Source organism: Pelagerythrobacter marinus (assembly GCF_034375205.1).
GTDB classification, from domain to species: Bacteria; Pseudomonadota; Alphaproteobacteria; order Sphingomonadales; family Sphingomonadaceae; genus Pelagerythrobacter; species Pelagerythrobacter marinus.
Window position 1 is genome coordinate 1,208,404 of sequence record NZ_CP139719.1, and the last position, 20,422, is coordinate 1,228,825.

Sequence of the window (20,422 nt, forward strand, 5' to 3'; positions counted from 1 at the left end):
ATCCGCAGCGATCAGCGCGCTTCGGGGGTTCGCTTCTGCTCGCGCTCAGGCATGGCGCTAGAATCGCGGCCCGACGCGGTCAAGAGCGGCAGCACCAGGCGCAGCGTGTCGTCCACACGTTGCAGGTCCCCGCCGGCGAGACCCGCCTCGGCACGGACCAGGCGGAGCGCGAACCCGGCGCCGAACATGCCCGCGCTCAGCGCGCCCTGGCTGGCCTGCGGCACCGCGGCGAAGACATCCTCTTCCGCCGCCAGGCTCGCCGGGAGCCCCGCGTCGAGCCGCATGACCCCGCTCTCGCCGGACAGCGACAGCGCGACCGTCTCCCCCGCACCCAGCGCGGTGGCGAGCGTGGCGAGAAAGCGCCAGGCAAGCGCCTCCCCCTCGCGCAGGGCAAGCGGCACGATCGCCGGGCCGGCGGGAATGTCCAGCTCGAACCCGGAAAGGCGCGGCGCCAGCACGCTTTCCAGCTGCTTCGCCAGCCCGCGGCAGAGGCGGGCGAAGTCGCATTCCCCCTCTGCCGGTTCGAGCGCGCCGGTCTCGATCCGCGCCAGGCGGTCGAGCTCGTCGAACCCGGCCAGCATCCGCGCGGCATCGCCGGCGATATTCGCGGCCAGCGCCCGGTATTCGTGCGGCACCTCGCCGAAGACCTGCTGCTGGATGACCTCGGCGAAGCCCTGGATCGCGTTGACCGGCGTGCGCAACTCGTGGAGCAACTGGCGGATGCGGTCGCTCTCGCCCCCCATGTTGCCCCCCGTGTTGCCCCCCGTGTTGCCCGACCCGCCGCCCCTTGCGGCCCCGGGGGCGCATTGGAGGGCCGGGCGCCGGAACTTCCCCGCGAGGCCGTAGAAATGGCCGCCGGGGGCGGCGAAGCGCGGCGCGGCATCGACGATCCATTCGCCCGCGACCGGCGCCGCGCCGCGCAGCGCGATCCGCGCGCCGTCCAGTCGCTGCCAGGTGCGCAGCGCGCGGCGCGCGGCCTCGCCGGAAAGGCGGGTGCCGACGACCATCGGGGCGACGCCCGGCTCGGCCCAGTCGATCCGCCCGGCGGCATCGGTCGTGAAGGCGAAACCGCGCAGCGGCGGCAGGTCGCCTTCGTCCTCTTCGTCCAGAGGCAGGCGTGGGGATGGATCGGAAGCGGGTTTTTCCGAGCGGGCGCGCTGGAACGCCTCGATCCGCCGGACGAGCGCGCCGATCGCGGTTTCCTCGTCCGCGTCGGGCGCGCCCTCGTCGTTGGCCGGCGCGGCGACGAAAGCGCGCTCGGCGGCCGGTGCATTGTCTTCGGTCGTGGCAGGCGGCGCGGGTTGCGGCGCGCGAGCCTCCGCCACCGCCTCGTCCGCCTCCGCCTCGTCCGCCTCCGCGGGCCCGGGAAGGGGCAGGCCGCGATCGTGGATGCCCAGCCGCTCGAGCAGGTCGACCGCGCCGGGCGGCAGGTCGCGCCGCAGCCGCAGGAACCCGCGCGCGCGCACCGGCAGGCGCGGGATCAGCGCTTCCCAGTCTTCCTCGACCAGGTCGGCCCGCGACAGCGCGGCGGCGGCCACTTCGGGTTCGTCTTCCGCCAGGTGGGCCGCCAGTTCGGGGTTGCGGAAGTGCCAGCCGCGATCGCGAATCATCGCCGCCCGTTCGCCCGGGGGGATAGCCTCGCCCAGCGCGCCGAGGCGCAGCCAGGCGGCCGACGTCAGCCCGCGCTCGAAACCGCCGCGCCGCGCACCCAGCAGGTCGAGCAACTGCCGGAACTGCGTACGCGCCGCGCGCCCGCTGCCCGCGCGGTGGCGCAACACTGTGGCGAGGCGGTCGTCGAACTGCATGGATCTCCGAAACGGCATAGGCCCTTGCCAGGGCCCCGTGAACGCATCGTTCTAGCAGTTTCCACCGCTACGGGCATGGCGCCGCAGACTGCGTTGCAAAGCGGGACAATTGCTGGCAAGGCTAATAATATTAGGCAGCGAGCAATAGCCGCGCCGTTTAGTTGCAGAAGGGGTCGCGCGCATTGCGCGGCAGACGTGGGGGCACCCGCAATGGCGAATCTGGACGAGATCGATCGGCGCCTGCTGGCCGAGTTGCAGAACGAAGGGCGCGTGACGAACGTGGAACTGGCGCATCGCGTCGGCCTGACCGCGCCCCCCTGCCTGCGCCGGGTCCGCGCGCTGGAAGAAGAAGGCGTGATCCGCGGCTACCACGCGGAGCTGGATGCATCGAAACTGGGCTTCGCGATCACCGTCTTCGCGATGGTGAGCCTGAAGAGCCAGGCCGAAGATGCGCTGCGCGAGTTCGAAACGCACATGCAGGAACTGGCCGAAGTGCGCGAAGTCCACATGCTCAACGGCGAGATCGACTTCATCCTCAAGATCGTCAGCCGCGACCTGCAGAGTTTCCAGGAATTCCTGACCAGCAAGCTGACCCCGGCCCCCAACGTGGCCAGCGTGAAGACCAGCCTGACGATCAGGACCAGCAAGCACGAACCGGGTGTTCCGCTGGAGTAGTCCTTTACCCAAGTCGTTGGAGAGTTGAGCGACTGGAATCGCCTCGACTTGCAATAATCGGGCGCCGAATAGCCGATTTGACCACGATCATCGTACATGGCACTCTCTAATCGACTTATGGAGGCTGCCATGCGCATTTCCCTTTCGTTGACTTGTCTTCCCTGTCTCCTCGCAGCCAGCCTTCCGGTGGCCGCGAAGGCCGAGCCTTCGCTCTCCGGAATTATCAACGAGAGTCGTCCGGGCGATGCGACGATCAGTTATTCCGGTGGCGATACCGATCGCGGCGTGGTGATCGCCAAGCTGCGCCAACGCGAATTTGCCGAGGCAGTACCCCTGCTGCTGAAACTGGCCGATGCCGGTGAGAGTTGGGCAATGCGCGAGCTCGGCTGGCTTTATGCCGAAGGCAACGGCGTGCCGGTCCATTCCGCCAGGGCTCTCGGGTGGTTCTACGAAGCCGCAATCATCGGGGACAGTCGTTCGATGCTGCTCGTCGGCGTGGCGTTTTCCCGGGGATGGGGCGTCGATCCCGATCAGGGGCTGGCCGCCTTCTGGCTGGCAAAGGCGCGCGATTCGGGGGACAGGCATGTCGCGGGCGCTGCCGCGGACGAACTGCGCCGGCTCGCAGCCTGACGATCCGGCCGGCAGGCACGAACCGGGCGTTCCGCTGGAATGACGACGCTGGAATGACGGCGCTGGAATGACGGCGATTGCCGGATCGCTTGATGAAGCCCGGCAATGACATGCCGATGAAGCGGGCGAGGATCGTTGCTGGAGTTGCCGCATTCGCGGCAGCCGGCTGCGCCGCTTTGACCGGGGCGGGGCCCGGCAGTTCCGCGCGGGATTGTTTCGACGCCCTGGTGCTCGCCGAAGTTGTCGGCCAGGTTCCGGGCGATTTCCCCGATCCCGAATACAACGGCCATGTAATGTCTTGGCCGTACTTCATAGACCTGCGGATCGAGCGCGTCGTTGCAGGTCAGATCATCGATGGAGAGATCGCCGCTCTTTCTGTCCAGCACAGTTATTGGCGCGACGATCTTGGAACAAGGAAGTGGTGGCTGCGGCGCAACGCCCAGGGCACCTACAACATCTTGCGGATCGAAGGCGGCGCCCGGCCGGGGTTGTGCCCGGCAGGCGAGGCGCCAGCCCCCGCATACCTGACGCCCGGCCCGGGGCAGACGCTCGACGACCTCAGGAAGGCCGCGGAGCAGCGCCACGGGAGCCGGCCATGAGTAGCCCGACCGATCGCGGCGATCTTCCCCGCTCGCGCCTCCTGCCGCGAAAACGGGGCGGATTCTTGTCCGTTACGCCTGGCTGTCGGCGCTGCGTTCCTTCAGCCATTGTTCCAGCCACTTGATCGAATAGTCGCCGCTCAGCACGTCGGGCTGCTTGATCAGTTCCTGGTGGAGCGGGATCGACGTCTTCACGCCCTCGACCACCATTTCCTCCAGCGCGCGCCGCAGGCGCATGATGCACCGTTCGCGATTGCGGCCGTAGACGATCAGCTTGGCGATCATCGAATCGTAATAGGGCGGGATGCGATAGCCGGCGTAGAGCCCGCTATCGACGCGCACGTGCATGCCGCCCGCGGCGTGATAGTAGTTCACCGTGCCCGGCGAGGGGGCGAAGGTCCACGGGTCTTCCGCGTTCAGGCGGCATTCGATCGCGTGGCCGGTGAAGGTGATCTCGTCCTGCGTGACCGACAGGTCCTTGCCGTCGGCGATGCGGATCTGTTCGCGCACCAGGTCGATCCCGGTGATCATCTCGGTCACCGGGTGTTCGACCTGCAGGCGGGTGTTCATCTCGATGAAGTAGAACTCGCCGTCTTCCCACAGGAACTCGATCGTCCCGGCGCCGCGATAGCCCATGTCGGCCATCGCCTTCGCGCAGACACCGCCCATGCGATCGCGCTCCTCCGGCGTGATGACCGGGGAGGGCGCTTCCTCGAGCACTTTCTGGTGGCGCCGCTGGAGCGAGCAGTCGCGCTCGCCCAGGTGGATCGCGCCGCCGCGCCCGTCGCCGAACACCTGGAATTCGATGTGGCGCGGATTGCCGAGATACTTCTCGATATAGACGGTCGCATCGCCGAAGGCGGCCTTGGCCTCGCTCCCGGCCTGTTTCATCAGGCTTTCGAGCTGGTCCTCGCCCTCGCAGACCTTCATCCCGCGCCCGCCGCCGCCGCTGGCGGCCTTGATGATCACCGGATAGCCGATCTCGCGCGCGATCCGGCGCGCCTCGTCGTAATCGGACACGGCGCCGTCGCTGCCGGGCACCAGCGGCAGGCCCAGCGCGCCGGCGGTGCGCTTCGCCTCCACCTTGTCGCCCATCGTGCGGATATGTTCGGGCTTGGGCCCGATCCACTTGATGTCGTGCGCCTCGACGATCTCGGCGAACTTGGCGTTTTCCGACAGGAAGCCGTAACCGGGGTGGATCGCGTCGGCCTGCGCGATCTCCGCCGCCGAGATGATGTTGGCGACGTTGAGATAGCTGTCGGTGGCGGGCGGCGGGCCGATGCACACGGCGTGGTCGGCCAGGCGCACGTGCATGGCGTCGGCATCGGCGGTCGAATGGACGGCAACGGTCTCGATGCCCATCTCGTGCGCCGCGCGGTGGATGCGAAGCGCGATTTCGCCGCGGTTGGCAATCAGGATTCGGGAAATGCCCACGGTTCGCCTCAGCCGATGACGACCAGCGGCTGGTCGAATTCGACCGGCTGCGCGTTGTCCACCAGGATCGCCTTGACCGTGCCGGCCTTGTCGGCGGTGATCGGGTTCATCACCTTCATCGCCTCGACGATCAGCAGGGTATCGCCCTGCTTCACGCTGTCGCCGACCTTGACGAAGGGATCGGCGCCCGGCTCCGCGGCGAGATAGACGGTGCCCACCATCGGCGATTTCAGCGCGCCGGCGTGATCGTCCGCCGCCGGGGCGGGGGCGGCCTCTGCCGCAGGGGCCGCCGCCGGTGCAGCCGGGGCGGGGGCCGGTGCCGGCGGTGCGAAGGCGGCGGGCGCAGCGGCCATGCCGCCGCGCGACACGCGGACCTTGCGGTCGCCATCCTCGACCTCGATTTCGGTAAGCCCGGTGTCCGCAAGCATTTCGGCCAGCTCGCGGACCAGCGCGGTATCGACGTCCATGCCGGACTTGCGCCCGGCGCTGCCTTTGTTCTCGGCCATCAAACAACCCTTGTTCGTTTCGAGCGCCCGCCTATGCGCGGCTCGGCCCCGGCTGGCAAGGGGGGCGGCGGGCGCAAGGTTACAATTGTGCGACGGCATCCAGCGCGACGAGATAGGATCGCGCGCCCAGCCCCTTGACCGTGCGCGCCGCCGCCATGCCGACGTAGGACTGGTGGCGAAACGGCTCGCGCGTGGCGGGGTCGGACAAGTGCACCTCGATCACCGGGGTGCGGATCGCCCTGACCGCGTCGAGCAGCGCGATCGAGGTATGGGTATAGGCGGCCGGGTTGAGGAGGACCGCCCGCGCCCCTTCCGCCTGCGCCTCGTGCAGCCAGTCGACCAGCATCCCCTCGTGGTTGGTCTGGCGCATGTCGATCGCCAGGCCCAGTTCGCGGGCGCGGTCTTCCAGCATGGCGGCAATGTCGTCGAGCGTGTCCGAACCGTAGATCTCCGGTTCGCGCAGGCCCAGGAGATTGAGATTGGGCCCGTTGAGGACATAGACGGTATCGGTGATCGGAACGCTCATGCCGCTGCGCTTAGCGTGGCGGGCCCTCAGCTGTCGACGCCCTTCGCCTTTCCCCATTGCCGCGCGGCGGTATAGCCGAGGTAGCCGGTGCCGAAGAGCATGTAGAGCTCTTCGGGCAGGCCGCGCAGGTAGGCGGTGATCCCGCTGCCGATATTGCGCGCGGCAGCCGGGTCGAAGGCGGAGAGGACGCCCATCGGCAGGGCGAACAGCAGCAGGACATACATGACGTAGAGGAAGCTGGGCCGGGCGCGGCTGGTCCAGGGATCGCGCGCGTTCGCCTCGGCCACGATGGCCGAGAGGCGGGCCTCGATCTGGCGCAGTTCCTGCGTCCCCTCCAGCCGGAGCAGTTCCAGCTTGGCGCGGGCGCGCGCGTCCTTGTCGGGAATCACCTTGTCGATGATCGTCGAAAGCGGGGCGATGAGCGATTCGAGCAGGGGCATGACGCGATCTCCATGGGTGCGAGTCGCGCCATCAGATAACCATATCGGTTAGTGTAGGAAAATGCTTTTTCGCCCCCAGGTGCTTTCTCGCCCTCAGGTGCATTATCGCCCCCAGGTGCTTTTTCTCCCTCAGGCCTCGAGGCCCGCGTCCGCCAGCAGGTTGTGCGCGAGCGCGAGGTGCGGCCGGTCGAGCATGGCCCCGTCCAGCCCGACCGTGCCGGCGCCGGGGTTCGCGGCGAAGGCCGCGATCACCTTGCGCGCATGGGCGATCTCCTCCTCGCCCGGGGTGAAGGCCGCGTTGATCACCTCGACTTGCGCCGGATGGATCGCGAGCATCCCGCGATAGCCCTGGCCGCGCACGGTCCGCGCGCGTTCGCGCAAGCCCTCCAGGTCGCGGAAATCGGCCTGGATCGTCTCGATCGGTGCGACCCCGGCCGCCGCCGCGCCGAGCAGGCAGAGGCTGCGCGCCAGCTCGAACGTCGGCATGTAACGTCCGTCGGGCCCGAACTGGACGCGCGCGCCGAGCGCGGAGGACAGGTCCTCCGCGCCCCAGCTCATCGCGGCCAGCCGCGGCGCGCCCTCGTAGTCGCCGGTGCGGAACATCGCCCGCGGGGTCTCGGTCACCAGCGCGGCCACGCGGGTCTGCCCGGCGGCGATCCCGTGCGCGCTTTCCAGCCGGGAAAGATGGGCGTCGAGCGCCTCGACATCGGTGCGCCCTTCGGCCTTGGGCAGCATGATCCCACCCGGCGCGGCAGGCATGACGGCTTCGAGGTCGGCCAGCGTCTCGCCCCCCGACAGGGGATTGACCCTGACCCACAGCCGCCGCCGATCCTCGCGCGCGGCCAGGAAATCGCGCACCATCGCGCGCGCCGCCGGCTTGCTGTCGGGGGCGACCGAATCTTCCAGGTCGAGCAGGACGATATCGGCCGCGCCATCGGCGGCCTTGGCCATCTTGCGCTCGCTGTCGCCCGGGGCGAACAGCCACGATCGCATGCGGGGCAGGGCGGGTGTGGGCGCGCTCATCGGCAGATCCTCCTATGCCGCGCGCGCTAGGGGCGAAGCGGCAGGGGCGCAAGCCCCGCGAACAGCCTTCGATGTCGGAGGAATTCCACTGGTCGGGACGACTGGATTCGAACCAGCGACCCCCACACCCCCAGTGTGATGCGCTACCAGGCTGCGCTACGTCCCGTATCCAGTGGAGGGCGGCCCTATAGGGGGCGGGCCGGGCGCTGGCAAGCGCCGATCTTCGGTGCGTGCACGATGCGCGATTCGTTGCCCTCATCTTGCAATGCTGCTAGGCGCGCCCACTTGATCGCCGGGGAGGCGGAAGGTCCTGCAACGCGCGGGCCGGGTGCGTCCCCGCACAGTTCTTGGCTCAAGTTCGATAGGCACATTTTCATGCTCGATTTCCTTGCCGCCGCGGCCAGCGCAGAGGCGCCGCCTGCGTGGATCCAATGGCTTCCGATCGTCGGCATGATCGCGATCTTCTGGTTCCTGATCATCCGCCCGCAGATGCGCCAGCAGAAGCAGCACCGCGAAAAGATCGCCGGCATCAAGAAGGGCGACCAGGTCGTCACCGCCGGCGGCATCGTGGGCAAGGTCGTCAAGGTGGACGATCACTACGCCGATATCGAGATCGCGCAGGGCGTCCGCGTCAAGACGGTCAAGAACACGATCGGCGACGTCGTGCCGCCGGGCGGCGCCGCGGCGAACGACTGAGCGAGGCCGGCGAATGCTCGATTTCCCGCTCTGGAAGCGTGGCTGGTTCTGGGGGCTGACGCTGGCCCTGACGGCGCTGGCGCTGCCCTCGATCTTCTCGCTTTCGGGGGCACGCTGGCCCGCGGCCCTGCCCGACCCGGAGGTCAACCTCGGGCTCGACCTTGCCGGCGGCAGCCACATCCTGCTCGAAGCCGACCCCGCCGAAGTCGCGAGCCAGCGCCTTCGCAACATGGAGGAATCGGTTCGCTCGACCCTCCGCCGGGCCGAGCCCGGGGTGAACTTCGGCGACGTCTCCACCGCCGGCGGGCGGCTGAGCTTCATGGTCGAGAGCGTGGCCGACGTCGATCGCGCGCGCGGCCTGCTCGAACCGCTGCTCAACGGCGAAGGGCTGGTGCGCGAGTGGGATCTCTCGGTCGTCGATGAAACCCGCATCATCCTCACCCCGACCGAGGCGGGGCTCGACGCCGCGCTGAACGCGGCGATGGATTCCTCGCAGGACGTGATCGACCGGCGCATCAACGCACTCGGCACGCGCGAGCCGACGATCATCCGCCAGGGCGACAACCGCATCGTCGTGCAGGTCCCCGGCCTGCAGGACCCGGACCAGGTCAAGGAACTGGTCGGGCGCACGGCCAAGCTGGAATTCAAGCTGGTCAACGAGAACGCGCTGCAGACCGACCTGGCCCAGGGCATTGCCGAGCCGGGGCAGCAGATCTTCCCCTATGCGGCCGACAGCGGCTTCGCCGGGCAGAACGTGGCCGTCTACCGCCTCGGCGGGATCGACGGCGGTTCGCTGATCCGCGCCCAGGCCAGCCGCAACCAGGATAACCAGGACGTCGTCGTCATCCAGTTCGACCAGCAGGGCGGCAATCGCTTCGCCAAGCTGACGTCGGAGAACGTGGGCAAGCAGTTCGCGATCATCCTCGACGGCGAAGTCATCTCGGCGCCGGTGATCCAGGACCGCATCCTTTCCGGCGTGTCGGAGATTTCGGGCAACTTCACGCCCGAGAGCGCGCAGCAGCTGGCGATCTCGCTCCAGTCCGGCGCGCTGCCGGTCGACCTGACGGTGGTGGAGGAACGCACGGTCGGCCCCGACCTCGGCGCCGAATCGATCCGTCTCGGCCTCCTTGCCATGCTGGTCGGCTCAATCGCGGTCGTGACCCTGATGATCGCGTCGTACGGCCGCTTCGGCGTCTATGCGACGATCGCGCTGGTCTTCAACGTGCTGATGATCCTGGGGATCATGGCGCTGATGAACACGACGCTGACCCTGCCGGGCATTGCCGGCTTCGTCCTGACGATCGGTGCGGCGGTGGACGCCAATGTCCTGATCAACGAGCGAATACGCGAGGAACGCAAGCGCGGGCGGCGCGTGATCGCCGCGGTGGAGAACGGCTATCGCGAGGCGAGCCGCGCGATCTTCGACGCCAATATCACCAACTTCATCGCCGGCGTCCTGCTGTTCATGTTCGGCACCGGTCCGATCCGCGGCTTCGCGGTCGTCCTGGTGATCGGCCTGTTCACCAGCGTCTTCACCGCGGTCGCGCTCACCCGCATGTGGGTGGCCGGATGGCTGCGCAAGGCGCGCCCGCAAGACCTGCACATTTAAGGGAGACGACCGATGAAACTGCTCAAACTCGTCCCCGACGATACCAACATCCGCTTCCTGCGCTGGCGCATCCCGTTCTACGTCGTCAGCATGCTGCTGATCGCGGCGAGCTGGGGCCTCGTGCTGACCAAGGGGCTGAACTACGGCGTCGATTTCGCCGGCGGGCTGAACATCACCGCGACCTTCACCGAAAGCGAGCAGGCCCCCGTGGGCGAGCTTCGCGAGACGGTCGCCGAGCTGGGATATGGCGAGCCGATCGTCCAGCGCTTCGGCGAGGACAACCAGGTCTCGATCCGCGTCCCGCTGCCCGACAGCGCGGAAGGCAACCCCGAAGCGGCGCAGAACATCGCCAACGCCATCGTCGCCGAGCTGGAAAGCGGGTTCGCCGATTTCCGGCTCGACGGGAACGAGAACGTCTCGGGCAAGGTCTCCGACGAATTCCGCAGCGACGCGGCCTTCGCGCTGATCGCGGCCATGCTGGCGGTCGCGCTCTACATCTGGATCCGGTTCGAATGGCAGTTCGGGGTCGGCGCGCTGTTCGCGCTGTTCCACGACGTCTCGCTGACGCTGGGCATGTTCGCGCTGTTCCAGCTCGAATTCAGCCTGCAGATCATCGCCGCTATCCTGGCGATCATCGGCTATTCGCTGAACGACACGATCGTCGTCTACGACCGCATCCGCGAGAACCTGAAGAAATACCGCAAGATGCAGACGCCCGAGCTGCTCGACCTGTCGGTGAACGAGACGCTGGCGCGTACCGTGATGACCTCGCTGACGCTGCTGATCGCGCTGGTCCCGCTGCTGCTGTTCGGCCCGGCCAGCCTGTTCGGCATGGTCGCGGCGATCACGCTGGGGATCTTCGTCGGCACTTACAGCTCGGTCTACATGGCCGCGCCGATCCTGATCTGGCTGGGGGTCGATTCGAACAGCTTCGTCCCGACCGAGACCGAGGCCGACAAGCAGGAAAAGATCGCTCGGGGCGAGGCCTGAAAGTCGGGCCTGACAGATCGGGCCTGACAGATCGGGCCTGAGAAATCGGGCCTGAGAAATCGGGCCTGACCGCGCGCCGTGCGAACGGCGTGCGGGCCGCGAACGTCCTGCTGCGGGGCGCCGCCTCGCTAGGCGAAGCTTTCGTAGAGCTGCGCCAGGCGGGCGGCGTGGGCGGGCCAGCCGAACCGCTCCACCGTCGCCGCGACGCGTTCGCGCGGGGGTGGGTCGGCGAACAGCCTCTGCAGCGCGCCGGCGATCGCGTCGATATCGCGGGCGACCACGTATCCGGCATCGGGCCCGGTAACCAGCTCGCGCGCGCCGCCGGCTTCGGAAATGACGATCGGCGTGCCGCAGGCCAGCGCCTCGACCCAGGCATTGGCCAGCCCTTCCTTCTTCGACGGCAGAACCATCGCGTCCGCCGCGGAAAGGATCACCGGCAGGGTGTCGTGATCGACCGAGCCGACGAAATGCACGCGGTCGGCCACGCCCAGGTCGCGGGCGAGGGCGCGCAGGTGCTTCTCGTCCTCCCCCTTGCCGACCAGCAGCAGGCGGGTGCCGGGAATGCTGGCGATCGCGCCGATCACGAGGTCCTGCCCCTTGCGGTCGATCAGCGCGCCGACGGTCGCGACCAGCCGTTCGCCTTCGCTCAGCGGCAGGCCCAGCTTCTCGCCCAGGCGCGCGCGCAGACCGGCATGGGCCAGCGGGCGAAAGCGATCGCGGTCGAGCCCGGTGTAATGGATCGCGATCTTGCCGCGCGGCATCCCGATCTCGACCATGTCGTCCGCCAGCGCGCGCGAAACCGACAGCAGGCCGCGCGCCCCGGCGGCGGCCTCCAGCATCTGTTCGCGGGCGAAGCCCTTGGTGCCCCACAGCGTGATGTCCGATCCGCGCGCCTTGATCGCATATGGCAGGCCCAGCTGCCCCGCGATCCAGGCCGCGGCCGGGCCGTCGGGATAGAAGAACTGGGCATCGACGAGGTCGAACGGCCGGCGTTCATGCAGTTCGCGCGCGAGGGGGAGGACGGCGCGCGCGATCATGCTGGGATTGATCCGCCCGCCCATGCGCGGCACCAGCAGGTAGCTGGGCCGGCGGACATCGACCCCGTTTTCCACCCCGTCGACCGCCGCTGCGGCGAGCGCGCGATAGCGGCCGAGCGCGAGCGGGGGGATTCCGATCGGGTTGATCGCCGTTACGTCCCAGTCCCCCCGCGCGGCGAGCGCTTCCAGCGAGCGCGCGACGAAAGTGCCGAACTGCGGGGTGGAGGCGTTGGGGTAGAGCGTCGAGAGGGACAGCAGGCGCCGGGTCACAGCCGCCGCACCAGCATCTCGGCCACTGCCAGCCATTCGGGCGCATCGATCACCTGCTGTTTCTCCCCCGCGCCGGGCGGGAGAACGCCGACCATCGTGCCCTTGCGATCGATCAGCCGCCCGAAGGCGAATCGCCCGCCCTTGCGCGGGACCAGCACGTCGCGATTGATCGCGCGCGGCGCCTCTTCGGGCGCGATCCGGCGCAGCCAGACCTGGTCGCCGGCGAGATAGGGGCCGGTGGCGCCTTCCACCGAAAGCACGACGAGCGGGGATTCGCCTCCGATCTCGCTCGGCGCGATCGCGTCGCGCGGGCGGGCCAGCGGCTCCGCGCCCCCGGCCGAGAGGGTGGCGACGACTTGCGGGTGCTGGCTTTCCTCGGCCCGGACGAGCGCCTCGGGCGATACGCCCAGCGCCTTGCCGATCCGGTCCATCCACTTGGTCGAGAGGTTGCGCATCCCGGTTTCGAGCCGGCCGATCGTCTGCGCGGTGGTCGGCGGGTCGCAGGCCTCTGCCAGGTCCGCCAGGGTCATGCCCTTTTCCTTGCGGATGTCGCGGATGCGATTGATCACGGCGCTCTCCATCTAACCAAATCGGTTTTCACTTTCCTACAGCGCTCGCCATTTGGCAAGGGTCGATTCGTCACTGGCGCAACACCGGGAAAGGGAGCACGCGATGCCGCGCAAGCTTGTCGAACGCGAACTGACGGGGGAGGGGCCCCGCCGCACCGGGGCGGCGCGGGGCCGGCGGCGCACGGTCACGGTCAACCTGGCCGAATCGCCGCTGTCGTGGCTCCACGCGCGCGGCCACCTCGACGATCGCCTGTTCGCCGCCGGCGAATGCCTGCGCGCCGATTTCGAGCGCGCCCAGCTGTCGCCCGACGTCACGATGCGGTGGGACCCGGTGCGGATCAAGGTGCCCGGCGGCGCGCCGCGCATGGCCCCGGGCGAGCGGCAGGTCGCGGCGAAGCAGCGGTTCGACGGGGCCTTGGCGCTGGCCGGCCGGGGCCTGTCCGACATCCTGTGGCGCGTGGTCTGCGGGTGCGAAAGCCTGGCCGATGCCGAGCGCGCGCTGGCCTGGCCCGCGCGCAGCGGCAAGGTCGTGCTGCGGATCGCGCTCGACCGGGTGGCCGAATTCTACCGCATCGCCTGACGCGCTATCCCTCGACCATTTCGGCCAGTTCGAGCCAGCGCTCCTCCGCCGCTTCCTTCTCGGCGCGGGCGTTCTCGATCCCCTTGGTGATGTTCGCGAACTTCTGCGGGTCGCGGGTGAAGAGGTCGGGATCGGCCAGGATCGCCTCGCCCCGGGCGATCGCGCCTTCCAGCTCCTCGATCCGGGCGGGCAGCATCTCGTAATCGCGCTGGTCCTTGTAAGACAGCTTGTTCGCGCGCGGCGGCGGCGGGGGCGCAGGCGGGGGCGGCGGGGCCTTGCCGCGCGCGGCGCGCGCGGGGGCGGATCGTTCGCGCCGCTTCGCCTCCCAGTCCGCGTACCCGCCGGCGACGATATCGACGAAGCCGCTGCCGTCGAGACCCAGCGTCAGCGTGACCGTGCGGTCGAGGAAGTCGCGATCGTGGCTGACGATCAGGACGGTCCCCTCGTAATCGGCGATCACTTCCTGCAGCAGGTCGAGCGTCTCGAGATCGAGGTCGTTGGTCGGCTCGTCGAGCACGAGCAGGTTGGACTTGCGGGCGAACTCGCGCGCCAGCAGCAGCCGACTGCGCTCGCCGCCCGACATGATCCCGACCTTGGTATCGACGACCTTGGGATCGAACAGGAATTCCTTGAGATAGCCCTGGACGTGCTTGCGCGCCCCGCGCACGTCGATCCAGTCGCCGCCCTCGGCCAGGACCTGGCGGACCGTGCGATCGCCTTCGAGCAGGCTGCGCTGCTGGTCGATCATCACGCCGGTCAGCTTCTTCGAGATCTCGACCGTTCCTTCGTCGGGCGCGATCTCGCCGGTCAGCAGCTTCAGCAGGGTCGTCTTGCCCGCGCCGTTCGCGCCGACCACGCCGATCCGGTCGCCGCGCTGGATGCGCAACGTGAAGTCGCGGATGATCCGGCGCTCGCCATAGGACTTCGAGACACCCTCGGCCACGATGACCGATTTCGACTTGAACTCCTCCTCGGTCGCAAGGCCGAGCTTGGCCGTGCCTTTCGGCGCGATCATCGCCGCGCGCTGGGCGCGCATCTGCCACAGCTTCTCCAGCCGGCCCTGGTTGCGCTTGCGCCGCGCGGTCACCCCGCGCTCGAGCCAGTGCGCCTCTATCTTCAGCTTGGCGTCGAGCTTTTCCGCGGCGCGCGCTTCCTCGGCATAGACCTGTTCTTCCCACGCCTCGTAGCCGCCAAAGCCGACTTCCTTGCGCCGCAGCTGGCCGCGGTCGAGCCAGATCGTCGCCCGGGTCAGCCGCTTCAGGAAGGTCCGGTCGTGGCTGATGACGACGAAGGCGCCCTTGTACCGGTCGAGCCAGCCTTCCAGCCAGTCGATCGCGGCCAGGTCGAGGTGGTTGGTCGGCTCGTCCATCAGCAGCAGGTCGGGCTCCTGCGCCAGGGCCCGGGCGATCGCGGCGCGGCGTTTCTCGCCCCCGCTCGCGCCCGCGGCCCGCGTGGCCATGTCGATCCCCAGCTGGCCGGCGATCGCTTCCACCTCGTGCTCGGCCGGGGCGTGGGGGCCGCGCAGCGCGAAATCCATCAGCGTGTCGCAGCCGGAAAAGTCCGGTTCCTGCTCCAGCACGACGATCCGCGTGCCGGGCTTGACCTTGCGAAGGCCATGGTCGGCCTCGATCCGGTCGTCGATCAGGCGGAACAGCGTGGTCTTGCCGGCGCCGTTGCGGCCGATCAGCGCCAGCCGGTCGCGCGGGCCGATATGCAGGTCGATGCCGTCTTCCCCCGGGCCGCCGAACAGCCAGCGGCCGCCCTGCTGCAGGGCGAGGCCTTCCCAGGAAAGGATCGGTGGTTGCGCCATAGGGCGCGCGGGTTAGGCGAGGGCGGGCATTGCCGCAAGCGGCGATGGGGTCACGACCCGGCGGCGGGCCCCTGCCGCGCATCGCGCGCCTTCTGCGCGGCGACCATTTCGGCCACGCTTTGGAGCAGGGCGGGCGCGTCGTAAACGATCCCGTCCTTGATCGTCCAGCGCACGCCGCCGACCGTTTCCAGCCGGTTGGTCGCGCGGTCGAGCCGCGTGTGGCCGGTGCCGTAGAGGACCTTGAGATTGTCGAGCGGGTTTTCGGGCACGATCACCAGGTCGGCCAGCTTGCCGGGCGCGATGCTGCCCATCGGCGGCTCGATGCCTTTCGGCTCGTAGATCTCGCGCGCGCCGTTGATCGTCGCCGCCTGGATCACCTCGAGCGGGCTCAGCCCCGCCTCGCGCAGCATCTCCAGCTCGCCGACATAGGCAAAACCCCAGGTCTGGTAGATATAGCCGGGATCGGAACCGGCCGTGACCCGCCCGCCCCTGTTCTTGAACTCGTTGGTCAGCCGCATCCACGGCGCATAGAACCGCCGCCAGGCGACTTCGTCCTCGCTCGACCAGTCGTGGTAATAGCTGCCGTGATTGGTCAGGCTCGGCTCGTAGAAATTCATCAGCGAGGGCAGCGTGTATTTCTCGTGCCATTCGGCCGTCCGCATCCGCATGACGTCGCGGCTGGCGGAATAGATGTTGAACGTCGGGCTCAGCGTCACGCCGCTTTCGACCAGGAAATCGACATAGGCGTCCCATTCCTCGCTGCCGGGCTCGACGATCTGGTCGGCCAGCCGCGCGACCCAGGCGAAGCGGTCCTGCTCGTCGAGGTAGTTGTAGCCGGCCGGGTAGGCGGGAACGACGCCGTCGGCCAGCAGACTTTCGAAATGGCCGTAGAAATGGGTCACCCCGTCAAGGCCCATTTCCACCGCCTTGCGCGCGTTGACCTGCGCGACGCCGACCTGGGCCAGGTGCGCGACGGTGCCCATCTGCTGCGCTTTCGCCTCGTCCAGCGCGGCGGCCAGCACGGCCGGCGGCTGGCCGTTGAAGAACTTGACCCCGTGATAGCCGGCCGCGCGGGCCCAGCGGACCCATTCGCGGGCCCGCTCCGGCGTATCGGGCGTGCCGCGGTCCCACTTGTCGCCGAACACCGCGTAGGGGACGAGGCGCGGGGCCACGATCGTATTGGCCGTGCTGCGCTCCGCATCCGAAAGGTCCGGCTGGCCGGGGCCGAAATAGAACGAGACGCCGCGCACCGTCGTCACCCCGTGGGCCAGCCACAGGCGATAGCCGTAGCCGGGCTGCGGCGCCTTGCCCGGGTCGCCGTTGTGCCCGTGGGTATCGACGAAGCCGGGCAGGACATACATCCCCTGCGCCGCGATCGTGCGCGCCGCGCGGCGCAGCACGTCCTGCGGCGCGCCGCCAGGGTGCAATGCGGCGATCCGGTTCCCCTCGACCACGATGTCCACCGGGCCCATCGGCGGGGCGCCGGTGCCGTCGATCAGGGTCGCCCCCTCGATCACCAGCGTCGAATAGGGCCCGTCGCCTTCGCCGGGCAGGCGATCGGGCACCCGCTCCATCGACGGTTGGGCGGCTGTCGCCGCGCTCCAGCCCAGCAGGATCGTGGCAATGGCCCGCAGGATCGACGTCAAGACTTCCTCCCCCCTCTTGCTGCGCCCCCTATTGCCGCGATCGGTCCGGGGAACAAGGCGGTTCATCGGCGCGTAAGCGGAAGGGCCGCATCACCCCGACCCGACAAACACCACGGTCCAAGACCCCGATCCACGACCAAAGGAGATCGCCCGATGATCCGTTCCATGCCCCTGTTCGCCCTGGCCGCGCTCTGCACCCCGGTCGCCCTCGTGCCCGCGCAGGCCGCCGAGATCCAGGTCCAGGCGCAGGGTCCGGTCGTCGAACTGACCGTCAGCGAGACCGTCTATGGCGAACCCGACGTGGCGCAGATCGGGGCGGGGGTCACGACCCGCGCGGCCAGCGCGCAGGAGGCCGTTCGCGAGAACGCGCGCGCCATGGCCCGGGTCACGGCGCAACTGCGCGAGTTGGGCATTGCCGCGCGCGACATCCAGACGGCCAACTTCAGCCTCAACCCGCAATACGATTACGACCGCGAAGGGGGCACGCGCACTTTCGTCGGCTATGACGTCACCAACCAGGTCCAGGTCAAGCTGCGCGATCTCGACCGCGCGGGCGAAGCGCTCGACGCGCTCGTCGCCGCAGGAGCCAACAATATCTACGGCCCCAACTTCATGCTCGAGGCGGACGAGGCCGCCCGGCGCGAGGCGCGTTCGCGCGCCTTTGCCAGCGGGCAGGACATGGCGCGCGAATATGCCCGCATGGCCGGATATTCGGACGTGCGACTGCTGGAAATTTCCGAAAGTTTCCAGTCGCATGGCGGCCCCCGGCCGATGGCCATGCGCCAGAGCGCGGAAAGCGCCGATGCCGGGACCCGGATCGCCCCCGGCGAAGTCGGCACGGCCGCCACGGTGACGCTGACGTTCGAGATGACGCGATAGGGGGCGGCCCGCGCGCCTTTCGCGGAACGGACCTGTCTGAACCGGATCGCCCGGCAATATTCAGAGCTTGTTCAATCGTTTCGGTCTAGGCAAGTTGGCGTCATGCGAAAGCTCATCGTCCCTTGCCTGGCCGCCACGATCGCGATCGCCGGCTTTGCCGTGCCGCCCGCGCACGCCCAGTCGCTCGACGACCAGAGCGACGCGCGGCGCGAGATGCAGGCCGGCAACCAGCTGCGCCTCGCCGATATCGAACGCCGCGTCGTCCCGACAATGCGGGGCGCAGAGTATATCGGCCCGGCCTACGATTCGACGGCCAAGATCTATCGGCTGAAGTTCATTCGCAATGGCCGGGTGATCTTCGTCGACGTCGATGCGCGCACGGGGCGCGTCGTGCGGCGCAGCCGCTGATGGCCCGGCGCCGGTGACCGCGCGCGCCGCACCGCGGGGCGGGAAGGGCCGCGGCCTTGTTGACGGCCCGGACGCGAACGCCCACTTAGCGATGGCCTGATCCAGGGGGAACGACCACCGATGCGCATACTGATCGTCGAGGATGAACCGACACTCGGCCAGCAGCTCAAGTCCACGCTCGAACAGAACGGCTACGCGGTCGATCTTTCGACCGACGGCGAAGACGGCCATTTCCTCGGCTCGACCGAGGATTACGACGCGGTCATCCTCGATCTCGGCCTGCCCGAGATCGACGGCCTGACCGTGCTCGGCATGTGGCGGCGCGAAGGGCGCACGTTCCCCGTTCTCGTCCTGACCGCGCGCGACAGCTGGTCGGACAAGGTCGCCGGGCTCGACGCCGGGGCCGACGACTACCTCGCCAAGCCCTTCCAGACGGAGGAACTGATCGCCCGCCTGCGCGCGCTGATCCGCCGCGCTTCGGGCAATACCTCGAGCGAGCTGATCGCCGGCGACGTGCGGCTGGATACGCGCTCGGGCCGGGTCACGCTGAAGGGGGAGCCGGTCAAGCTGACCGCGCAGGAATACAAGCTGCTGAGCTACCTGATGCACCACAAGGGCAAGGTGGTCAGCCGTACCGAGCTGATCGAACACATCTACGATCAGGATTTCGACCGCGATTCGAACACGATCGAGGTCTTCGTTACCCGCATCCGCAAGAAGCTGGGCGCGGACGTGATCACGACCATCCGTGGCCTCGGCTATAGCCTCGACGACCCCGACGACGCACCGCGCGCCTGACGACCCGGCGCGCGCGCCCGCCACCCGCGGGCCGGCACCGGTCGCGGGCGGCGGCGCGGGCGATGGTGGGGGCGATGGTTCCGGCGATCCGGGCCCCGGCGGCCCGGGCGGGGGCGGGGACGATCTTGCCTCCCCCCATACCGGCAGCCTCGCCCGGCGGATGCTGCTCATCGCCGCGGGCTGGATCGTCGTCCTGCTTCTGGGCGGGGGGATCGCGCTGGAACGGACCCTGACCGGCCAGGTCGAACGCAGTTTCGACGAGCGGCTCGGCTACCTGCTCAACACGATGATCGTCATTTCGGAGGTCGCGCCCGACGGCGAGGTCTATTTCATCCGCCCGATCGGCGAACCGCGCTTCCTCGAACCCAACAGCGGCATGTACTGGCAGATCACCGCCGAAGGGCGCGAGGGGTTCGAATCCTATTCGCTCGAACCCTCGCAATCGCTGTGGGACCGCACGCTGACCCCGCGCGGCGGGCACCTCGACAACCAGCCGCACTACTACGACAATCTCGAGTTCCCGGAAGAGCCGCTGCGGGTGGTCGAACGCAGCGTGATCCTGCCCGACAGCGAGACGCGCTGGACCTTCATGGTCGCCGCCGCGCGCGAGGAACTGGACGCGCAGATCGTCCGCATCCGCTCGATCCTGACGTGGAGCTTCGTCGCGCTCGGCCTTGGCCTGTTCGGGATGGCCGTGCTGCAAAGCTATTACGGGCTGCGTCCGCTGCGGCGCATCCGCGCGGCGATCCAGCGAATCCGCACGACCGGCAGCAACCGGGTTTCCGACCCCCTGCCGCTGGAGGTGCAGCCACTGGTGGAGGAGCTGAACATGCTCCTTGCCCACTCGGAACGACAGGCGGAAGAGGCGCGGACCCATGCCGGCAACCTCGCCCATGCGCTCAAGACCCCGCTGACCGTGGTCAACAACGCCGCCACCGCGCAGGCGCCAGACCTTGCCGCGACCGTGATCCGCGAGGCGCGAACCATGCGCCGCCACGTCGATCACCACCTGGCCCGCGCGCGCGCGGTGGGTCGCCGATCGGTCGGCCACGCGCGGACCCCGGCCTGCGAAAGCGCGGAGGCCGTGCGCCGCGCGGTCGAGCGCCTTTACCCCGACGTGCGGTTCGACATCGACGGCAACCGCCAGGCGCGCGTCGCGATCGAGCGGCAGGATCTAGACGAGATCCTCGGCAACCTGATCGAGAACGCCGCGAAATACGGCGGCGGCAGCGTCTTCGTGACGATCGATGCGGAGCCCGATGCGGAGCGCTGCGTGACCTGGATCGAGGACGACGGCGCCGGCATCCCCCCGGCGGAGCGAACGCGCATCTTCGATCGCGGCGCGCGGCTCGATACCGACAAGCCGGGGACCGGGCTGGGCCTCGCGATCGTGCGCGACGTGGCGGAGATATATGGCGGCGCGGTCGAACTGGACGAGAGCGAAGACCTCGGCGGCCTGCTCGTCCGGCTGATCCTCCCGCGCGCGGCCTAG

The 20,422-nt window shown here is 68.9% G+C and carries 21 protein-coding genes and 1 tRNA gene; 11 read left to right on the top strand and 11 right to left on the bottom strand.

Translation table 11 applies throughout. The features are described from left to right. Positions 1-11: 11 nt before the first annotated feature. Positions 12-1,805 (bottom strand): histidine kinase dimerization/phospho-acceptor domain-containing protein, encoded by a 1,794-nt coding sequence (locus tag T8T98_RS05790; RefSeq protein WP_251105791.1) that lies wholly within the window; start codon positions 1,803-1,805, stop codon positions 12-14. Positions 1,806-2,015: 210 nt separating this feature from the next. Here T8T98_RS05790 and T8T98_RS05795 point away from each other — a divergent pair, with 210 nt between their 5' ends. From T8T98_RS05795 to T8T98_RS05805, 3 genes are all read left to right on the top strand, one after another. Continuing rightward, positions 2,016-2,480, top strand: a complete 465-nt coding sequence (locus T8T98_RS05795; RefSeq protein ID WP_160732701.1) for an Lrp/AsnC family transcriptional regulator — start codon at positions 2,016-2,018, stop codon at positions 2,478-2,480. Between the two features lie 129 nt (positions 2,481-2,609). Beyond that, complete coding sequence (locus T8T98_RS05800) at positions 2,610-3,110, top strand: tetratricopeptide repeat protein (protein WP_322295867.1); 501 nt, start codon at positions 2,610-2,612, stop codon at positions 3,108-3,110. Between the two features lie 92 nt (positions 3,111-3,202). Further along, positions 3,203-3,709, top strand: coding sequence for a hypothetical protein (locus tag T8T98_RS05805; RefSeq protein ID WP_251105789.1), 507 nt, complete (start codon positions 3,203-3,205; stop codon positions 3,707-3,709). Positions 3,710-3,781: 72 nt separating this feature from the next. Here the strand turns inward: T8T98_RS05805 and accC are convergent, their stop codons facing one another. From accC to T8T98_RS05835, 6 genes are all read right to left on the bottom strand, one after another. Further along, positions 3,782-5,143, bottom strand: coding sequence for an acetyl-CoA carboxylase biotin carboxylase subunit (gene accC / locus T8T98_RS05810; RefSeq protein ID WP_160732704.1), 1,362 nt, complete (start codon positions 5,141-5,143; stop codon positions 3,782-3,784). An 8-nt stretch (positions 5,144-5,151) separates the two neighbouring features. Next, entirely contained in the window at positions 5,152-5,649 is a 498-nt protein-coding gene (gene accB, locus T8T98_RS05815; RefSeq protein ID WP_251105788.1) for an acetyl-CoA carboxylase biotin carboxyl carrier protein, read from the bottom strand. Positions 5,650-5,728: 79 nt separating this feature from the next. Continuing rightward, positions 5,729-6,163 carry a type II 3-dehydroquinate dehydratase gene (locus T8T98_RS05820; protein ID WP_251105982.1) on the bottom strand — a complete coding sequence of 145 codons (435 nt, stop codon included), beginning with the start codon at positions 6,161-6,163 and terminating at the stop codon, positions 5,729-5,731. A 38-nt stretch (positions 6,164-6,201) separates the two neighbouring features. After that, positions 6,202-6,615 carry a holin family protein gene (locus T8T98_RS05825; protein ID WP_251105787.1) on the bottom strand — a complete coding sequence of 138 codons (414 nt, stop codon included), beginning with the start codon at positions 6,613-6,615 and terminating at the stop codon, positions 6,202-6,204. 129 nt (positions 6,616-6,744) lie between these two features. After that, a complete protein-coding gene (locus tag T8T98_RS05830; RefSeq protein WP_237486785.1) occupies positions 6,745-7,638 on the bottom strand; it encodes an HpcH/HpaI aldolase/citrate lyase family protein in 894 nt (297 codons plus the stop codon). Positions 7,639-7,727: 89 nt separating this feature from the next. Continuing rightward, positions 7,728-7,804, bottom strand: a tRNA-Pro gene (locus tag T8T98_RS05835). A 209-nt stretch (positions 7,805-8,013) separates the two neighbouring features. Between T8T98_RS05835 and yajC the strand changes: the two genes are divergently transcribed. From yajC to secF, 3 genes are read left to right on the top strand one after another with little or no spacing between them, the layout of a single operon-like run. Continuing rightward, the gene (gene yajC / locus T8T98_RS05840) at positions 8,014-8,334 is read left to right on the top strand and encodes a preprotein translocase subunit YajC (RefSeq protein WP_160732707.1); all 321 of its coding nucleotides are present in this window, start codon (positions 8,014-8,016) and stop codon (positions 8,332-8,334) included. A 13-nt stretch (positions 8,335-8,347) separates the two neighbouring features. Then, positions 8,348-9,943, top strand: coding sequence for a protein translocase subunit SecD (secD, locus tag T8T98_RS05845; protein ID WP_160732708.1), 1,596 nt, complete (start codon positions 8,348-8,350; stop codon positions 9,941-9,943). Between the two features lie 12 nt (positions 9,944-9,955). After that, positions 9,956-10,933: a protein translocase subunit SecF gene (secF, locus tag T8T98_RS05850; protein ID WP_160732709.1), complete on the top strand. Its 978-nt coding sequence runs from the start codon at positions 9,956-9,958 to the stop codon at positions 10,931-10,933. A 128-nt stretch (positions 10,934-11,061) separates the two neighbouring features. On the opposite strand, the gene T8T98_RS05855 is transcribed toward secF, so the two are convergent. Beyond that, positions 11,062-12,276, bottom strand: coding sequence for a glycosyltransferase (locus T8T98_RS05855; protein ID WP_407675099.1), 1,215 nt, complete (start codon positions 12,274-12,276; stop codon positions 11,062-11,064). Next, on the bottom strand, positions 12,237-12,809 hold the full coding sequence (locus tag T8T98_RS05860) for a helix-turn-helix domain-containing protein (protein ID WP_160732711.1): 573 nt from the start codon (positions 12,807-12,809) through the stop codon (positions 12,237-12,239). Before T8T98_RS05860 ends, T8T98_RS05855 begins: the two co-directional genes overlap by 40 nt. A gap of 103 nt (positions 12,810-12,912) precedes the next feature. Between T8T98_RS05860 and T8T98_RS05865 the strand changes: the two genes are divergently transcribed. Continuing rightward, positions 12,913-13,389 carry a DUF6456 domain-containing protein gene (locus T8T98_RS05865; protein ID WP_160732712.1) on the top strand — a complete coding sequence of 159 codons (477 nt, stop codon included), beginning with the start codon at positions 12,913-12,915 and terminating at the stop codon, positions 13,387-13,389. A gap of 4 nt (positions 13,390-13,393) precedes the next feature. Here the strand turns inward: T8T98_RS05865 and T8T98_RS05870 are convergent, their stop codons facing one another. Continuing rightward, on the bottom strand, positions 13,394-15,199 hold the full coding sequence (locus T8T98_RS05870) for an ABC-F family ATP-binding cassette domain-containing protein (protein ID WP_251105785.1): 1,806 nt from the start codon (positions 15,197-15,199) through the stop codon (positions 13,394-13,396). A 50-nt stretch (positions 15,200-15,249) separates the two neighbouring features. After that, positions 15,250-16,845, bottom strand: a complete 1,596-nt coding sequence (locus T8T98_RS05875; protein ID WP_251105784.1) for an amidohydrolase family protein — start codon at positions 16,843-16,845, stop codon at positions 15,250-15,252. A 153-nt stretch (positions 16,846-16,998) separates the two neighbouring features. Here T8T98_RS05875 and T8T98_RS05880 point away from each other — a divergent pair, with 153 nt between their 5' ends. The 4 genes from T8T98_RS05880 to T8T98_RS05895 all read left to right on the top strand — a co-directional run bounded on the left by T8T98_RS05880 (position 16,999) and on the right by T8T98_RS05895 (position 20,422). Further along, positions 16,999-17,724: an SIMPL domain-containing protein gene (locus T8T98_RS05880; protein ID WP_160732715.1), complete on the top strand. Its 726-nt coding sequence runs from the start codon at positions 16,999-17,001 to the stop codon at positions 17,722-17,724. A gap of 102 nt (positions 17,725-17,826) precedes the next feature. Continuing rightward, entirely contained in the window at positions 17,827-18,132 is a 306-nt protein-coding gene (locus tag T8T98_RS05885) for a PepSY domain-containing protein (protein ID WP_160732716.1), read from the top strand. A 120-nt stretch (positions 18,133-18,252) separates the two neighbouring features. Further along, positions 18,253-18,930 (top strand): response regulator transcription factor, encoded by a 678-nt coding sequence (locus T8T98_RS05890; RefSeq protein ID WP_160732717.1) that lies wholly within the window; start codon positions 18,253-18,255, stop codon positions 18,928-18,930. Continuing rightward, complete coding sequence (locus T8T98_RS05895) at positions 18,881-20,422, top strand: sensor histidine kinase (RefSeq protein ID WP_407675100.1); 1,542 nt, start codon at positions 18,881-18,883, stop codon at positions 20,420-20,422. The genes T8T98_RS05890 and T8T98_RS05895 overlap by 50 nt, the downstream gene beginning before the upstream one ends.

Excerpts from the sequence above, each read along its gene's own strand:
- T8T98_RS05790 (WP_251105791.1), bottom strand. The coding sequence starts at position 1,805 with ATGCAGTTCGACGACCGCCTCGCCACAGTGTTGCGCCACCGCGCGGGC.
- T8T98_RS05795 (WP_160732701.1), top strand. The coding sequence starts at position 2,016 with ATGGCGAATCTGGACGAGATCGATCGGCGCCTGCTGGCCGAGTTGCAG.
- T8T98_RS05800 (WP_322295867.1), top strand. The coding sequence starts at position 2,610 with ATGCGCATTTCCCTTTCGTTGACTTGTCTTCCCTGTCTCCTCGCAGCC.
- T8T98_RS05805 (WP_251105789.1), top strand. The coding sequence starts at position 3,203 with ATGAAGCCCGGCAATGACATGCCGATGAAGCGGGCGAGGATCGTTGCT.
- accB (WP_251105788.1), bottom strand. The coding sequence starts at position 5,649 with ATGGCCGAGAACAAAGGCAGCGCCGGGCGCAAGTCCGGCATGGACGTC.
- T8T98_RS05825 (WP_251105787.1), bottom strand. The coding sequence starts at position 6,615 with ATGCCCCTGCTCGAATCGCTCATCGCCCCGCTTTCGACGATCATCGAC.
- T8T98_RS05830 (WP_237486785.1), bottom strand. The coding sequence starts at position 7,638 with ATGAGCGCGCCCACACCCGCCCTGCCCCGCATGCGATCGTGGCTGTTC.
- yajC (WP_160732707.1), top strand. The coding sequence starts at position 8,014 with ATGCTCGATTTCCTTGCCGCCGCGGCCAGCGCAGAGGCGCCGCCTGCG.
- secD (WP_160732708.1), top strand. The coding sequence starts at position 8,348 with ATGCTCGATTTCCCGCTCTGGAAGCGTGGCTGGTTCTGGGGGCTGACG.
- secF (WP_160732709.1), top strand. The coding sequence starts at position 9,956 with ATGAAACTGCTCAAACTCGTCCCCGACGATACCAACATCCGCTTCCTG.
- T8T98_RS05855 (WP_407675099.1), bottom strand. The coding sequence starts at position 12,276 with ATGGCTGGCAGTGGCCGAGATGCTGGTGCGGCGGCTGTGACCCGGCGC.
- T8T98_RS05865 (WP_160732712.1), top strand. The coding sequence starts at position 12,913 with ATGCCGCGCAAGCTTGTCGAACGCGAACTGACGGGGGAGGGGCCCCGC.
- T8T98_RS05870 (WP_251105785.1), bottom strand. The coding sequence starts at position 15,199 with ATGGCGCAACCACCGATCCTTTCCTGGGAAGGCCTCGCCCTGCAGCAG.
- T8T98_RS05880 (WP_160732715.1), top strand. The coding sequence starts at position 16,999 with ATGATCCGTTCCATGCCCCTGTTCGCCCTGGCCGCGCTCTGCACCCCG.
- T8T98_RS05885 (WP_160732716.1), top strand. The coding sequence starts at position 17,827 with ATGCGAAAGCTCATCGTCCCTTGCCTGGCCGCCACGATCGCGATCGCC.
- T8T98_RS05890 (WP_160732717.1), top strand. The coding sequence starts at position 18,253 with ATGCGCATACTGATCGTCGAGGATGAACCGACACTCGGCCAGCAGCTC.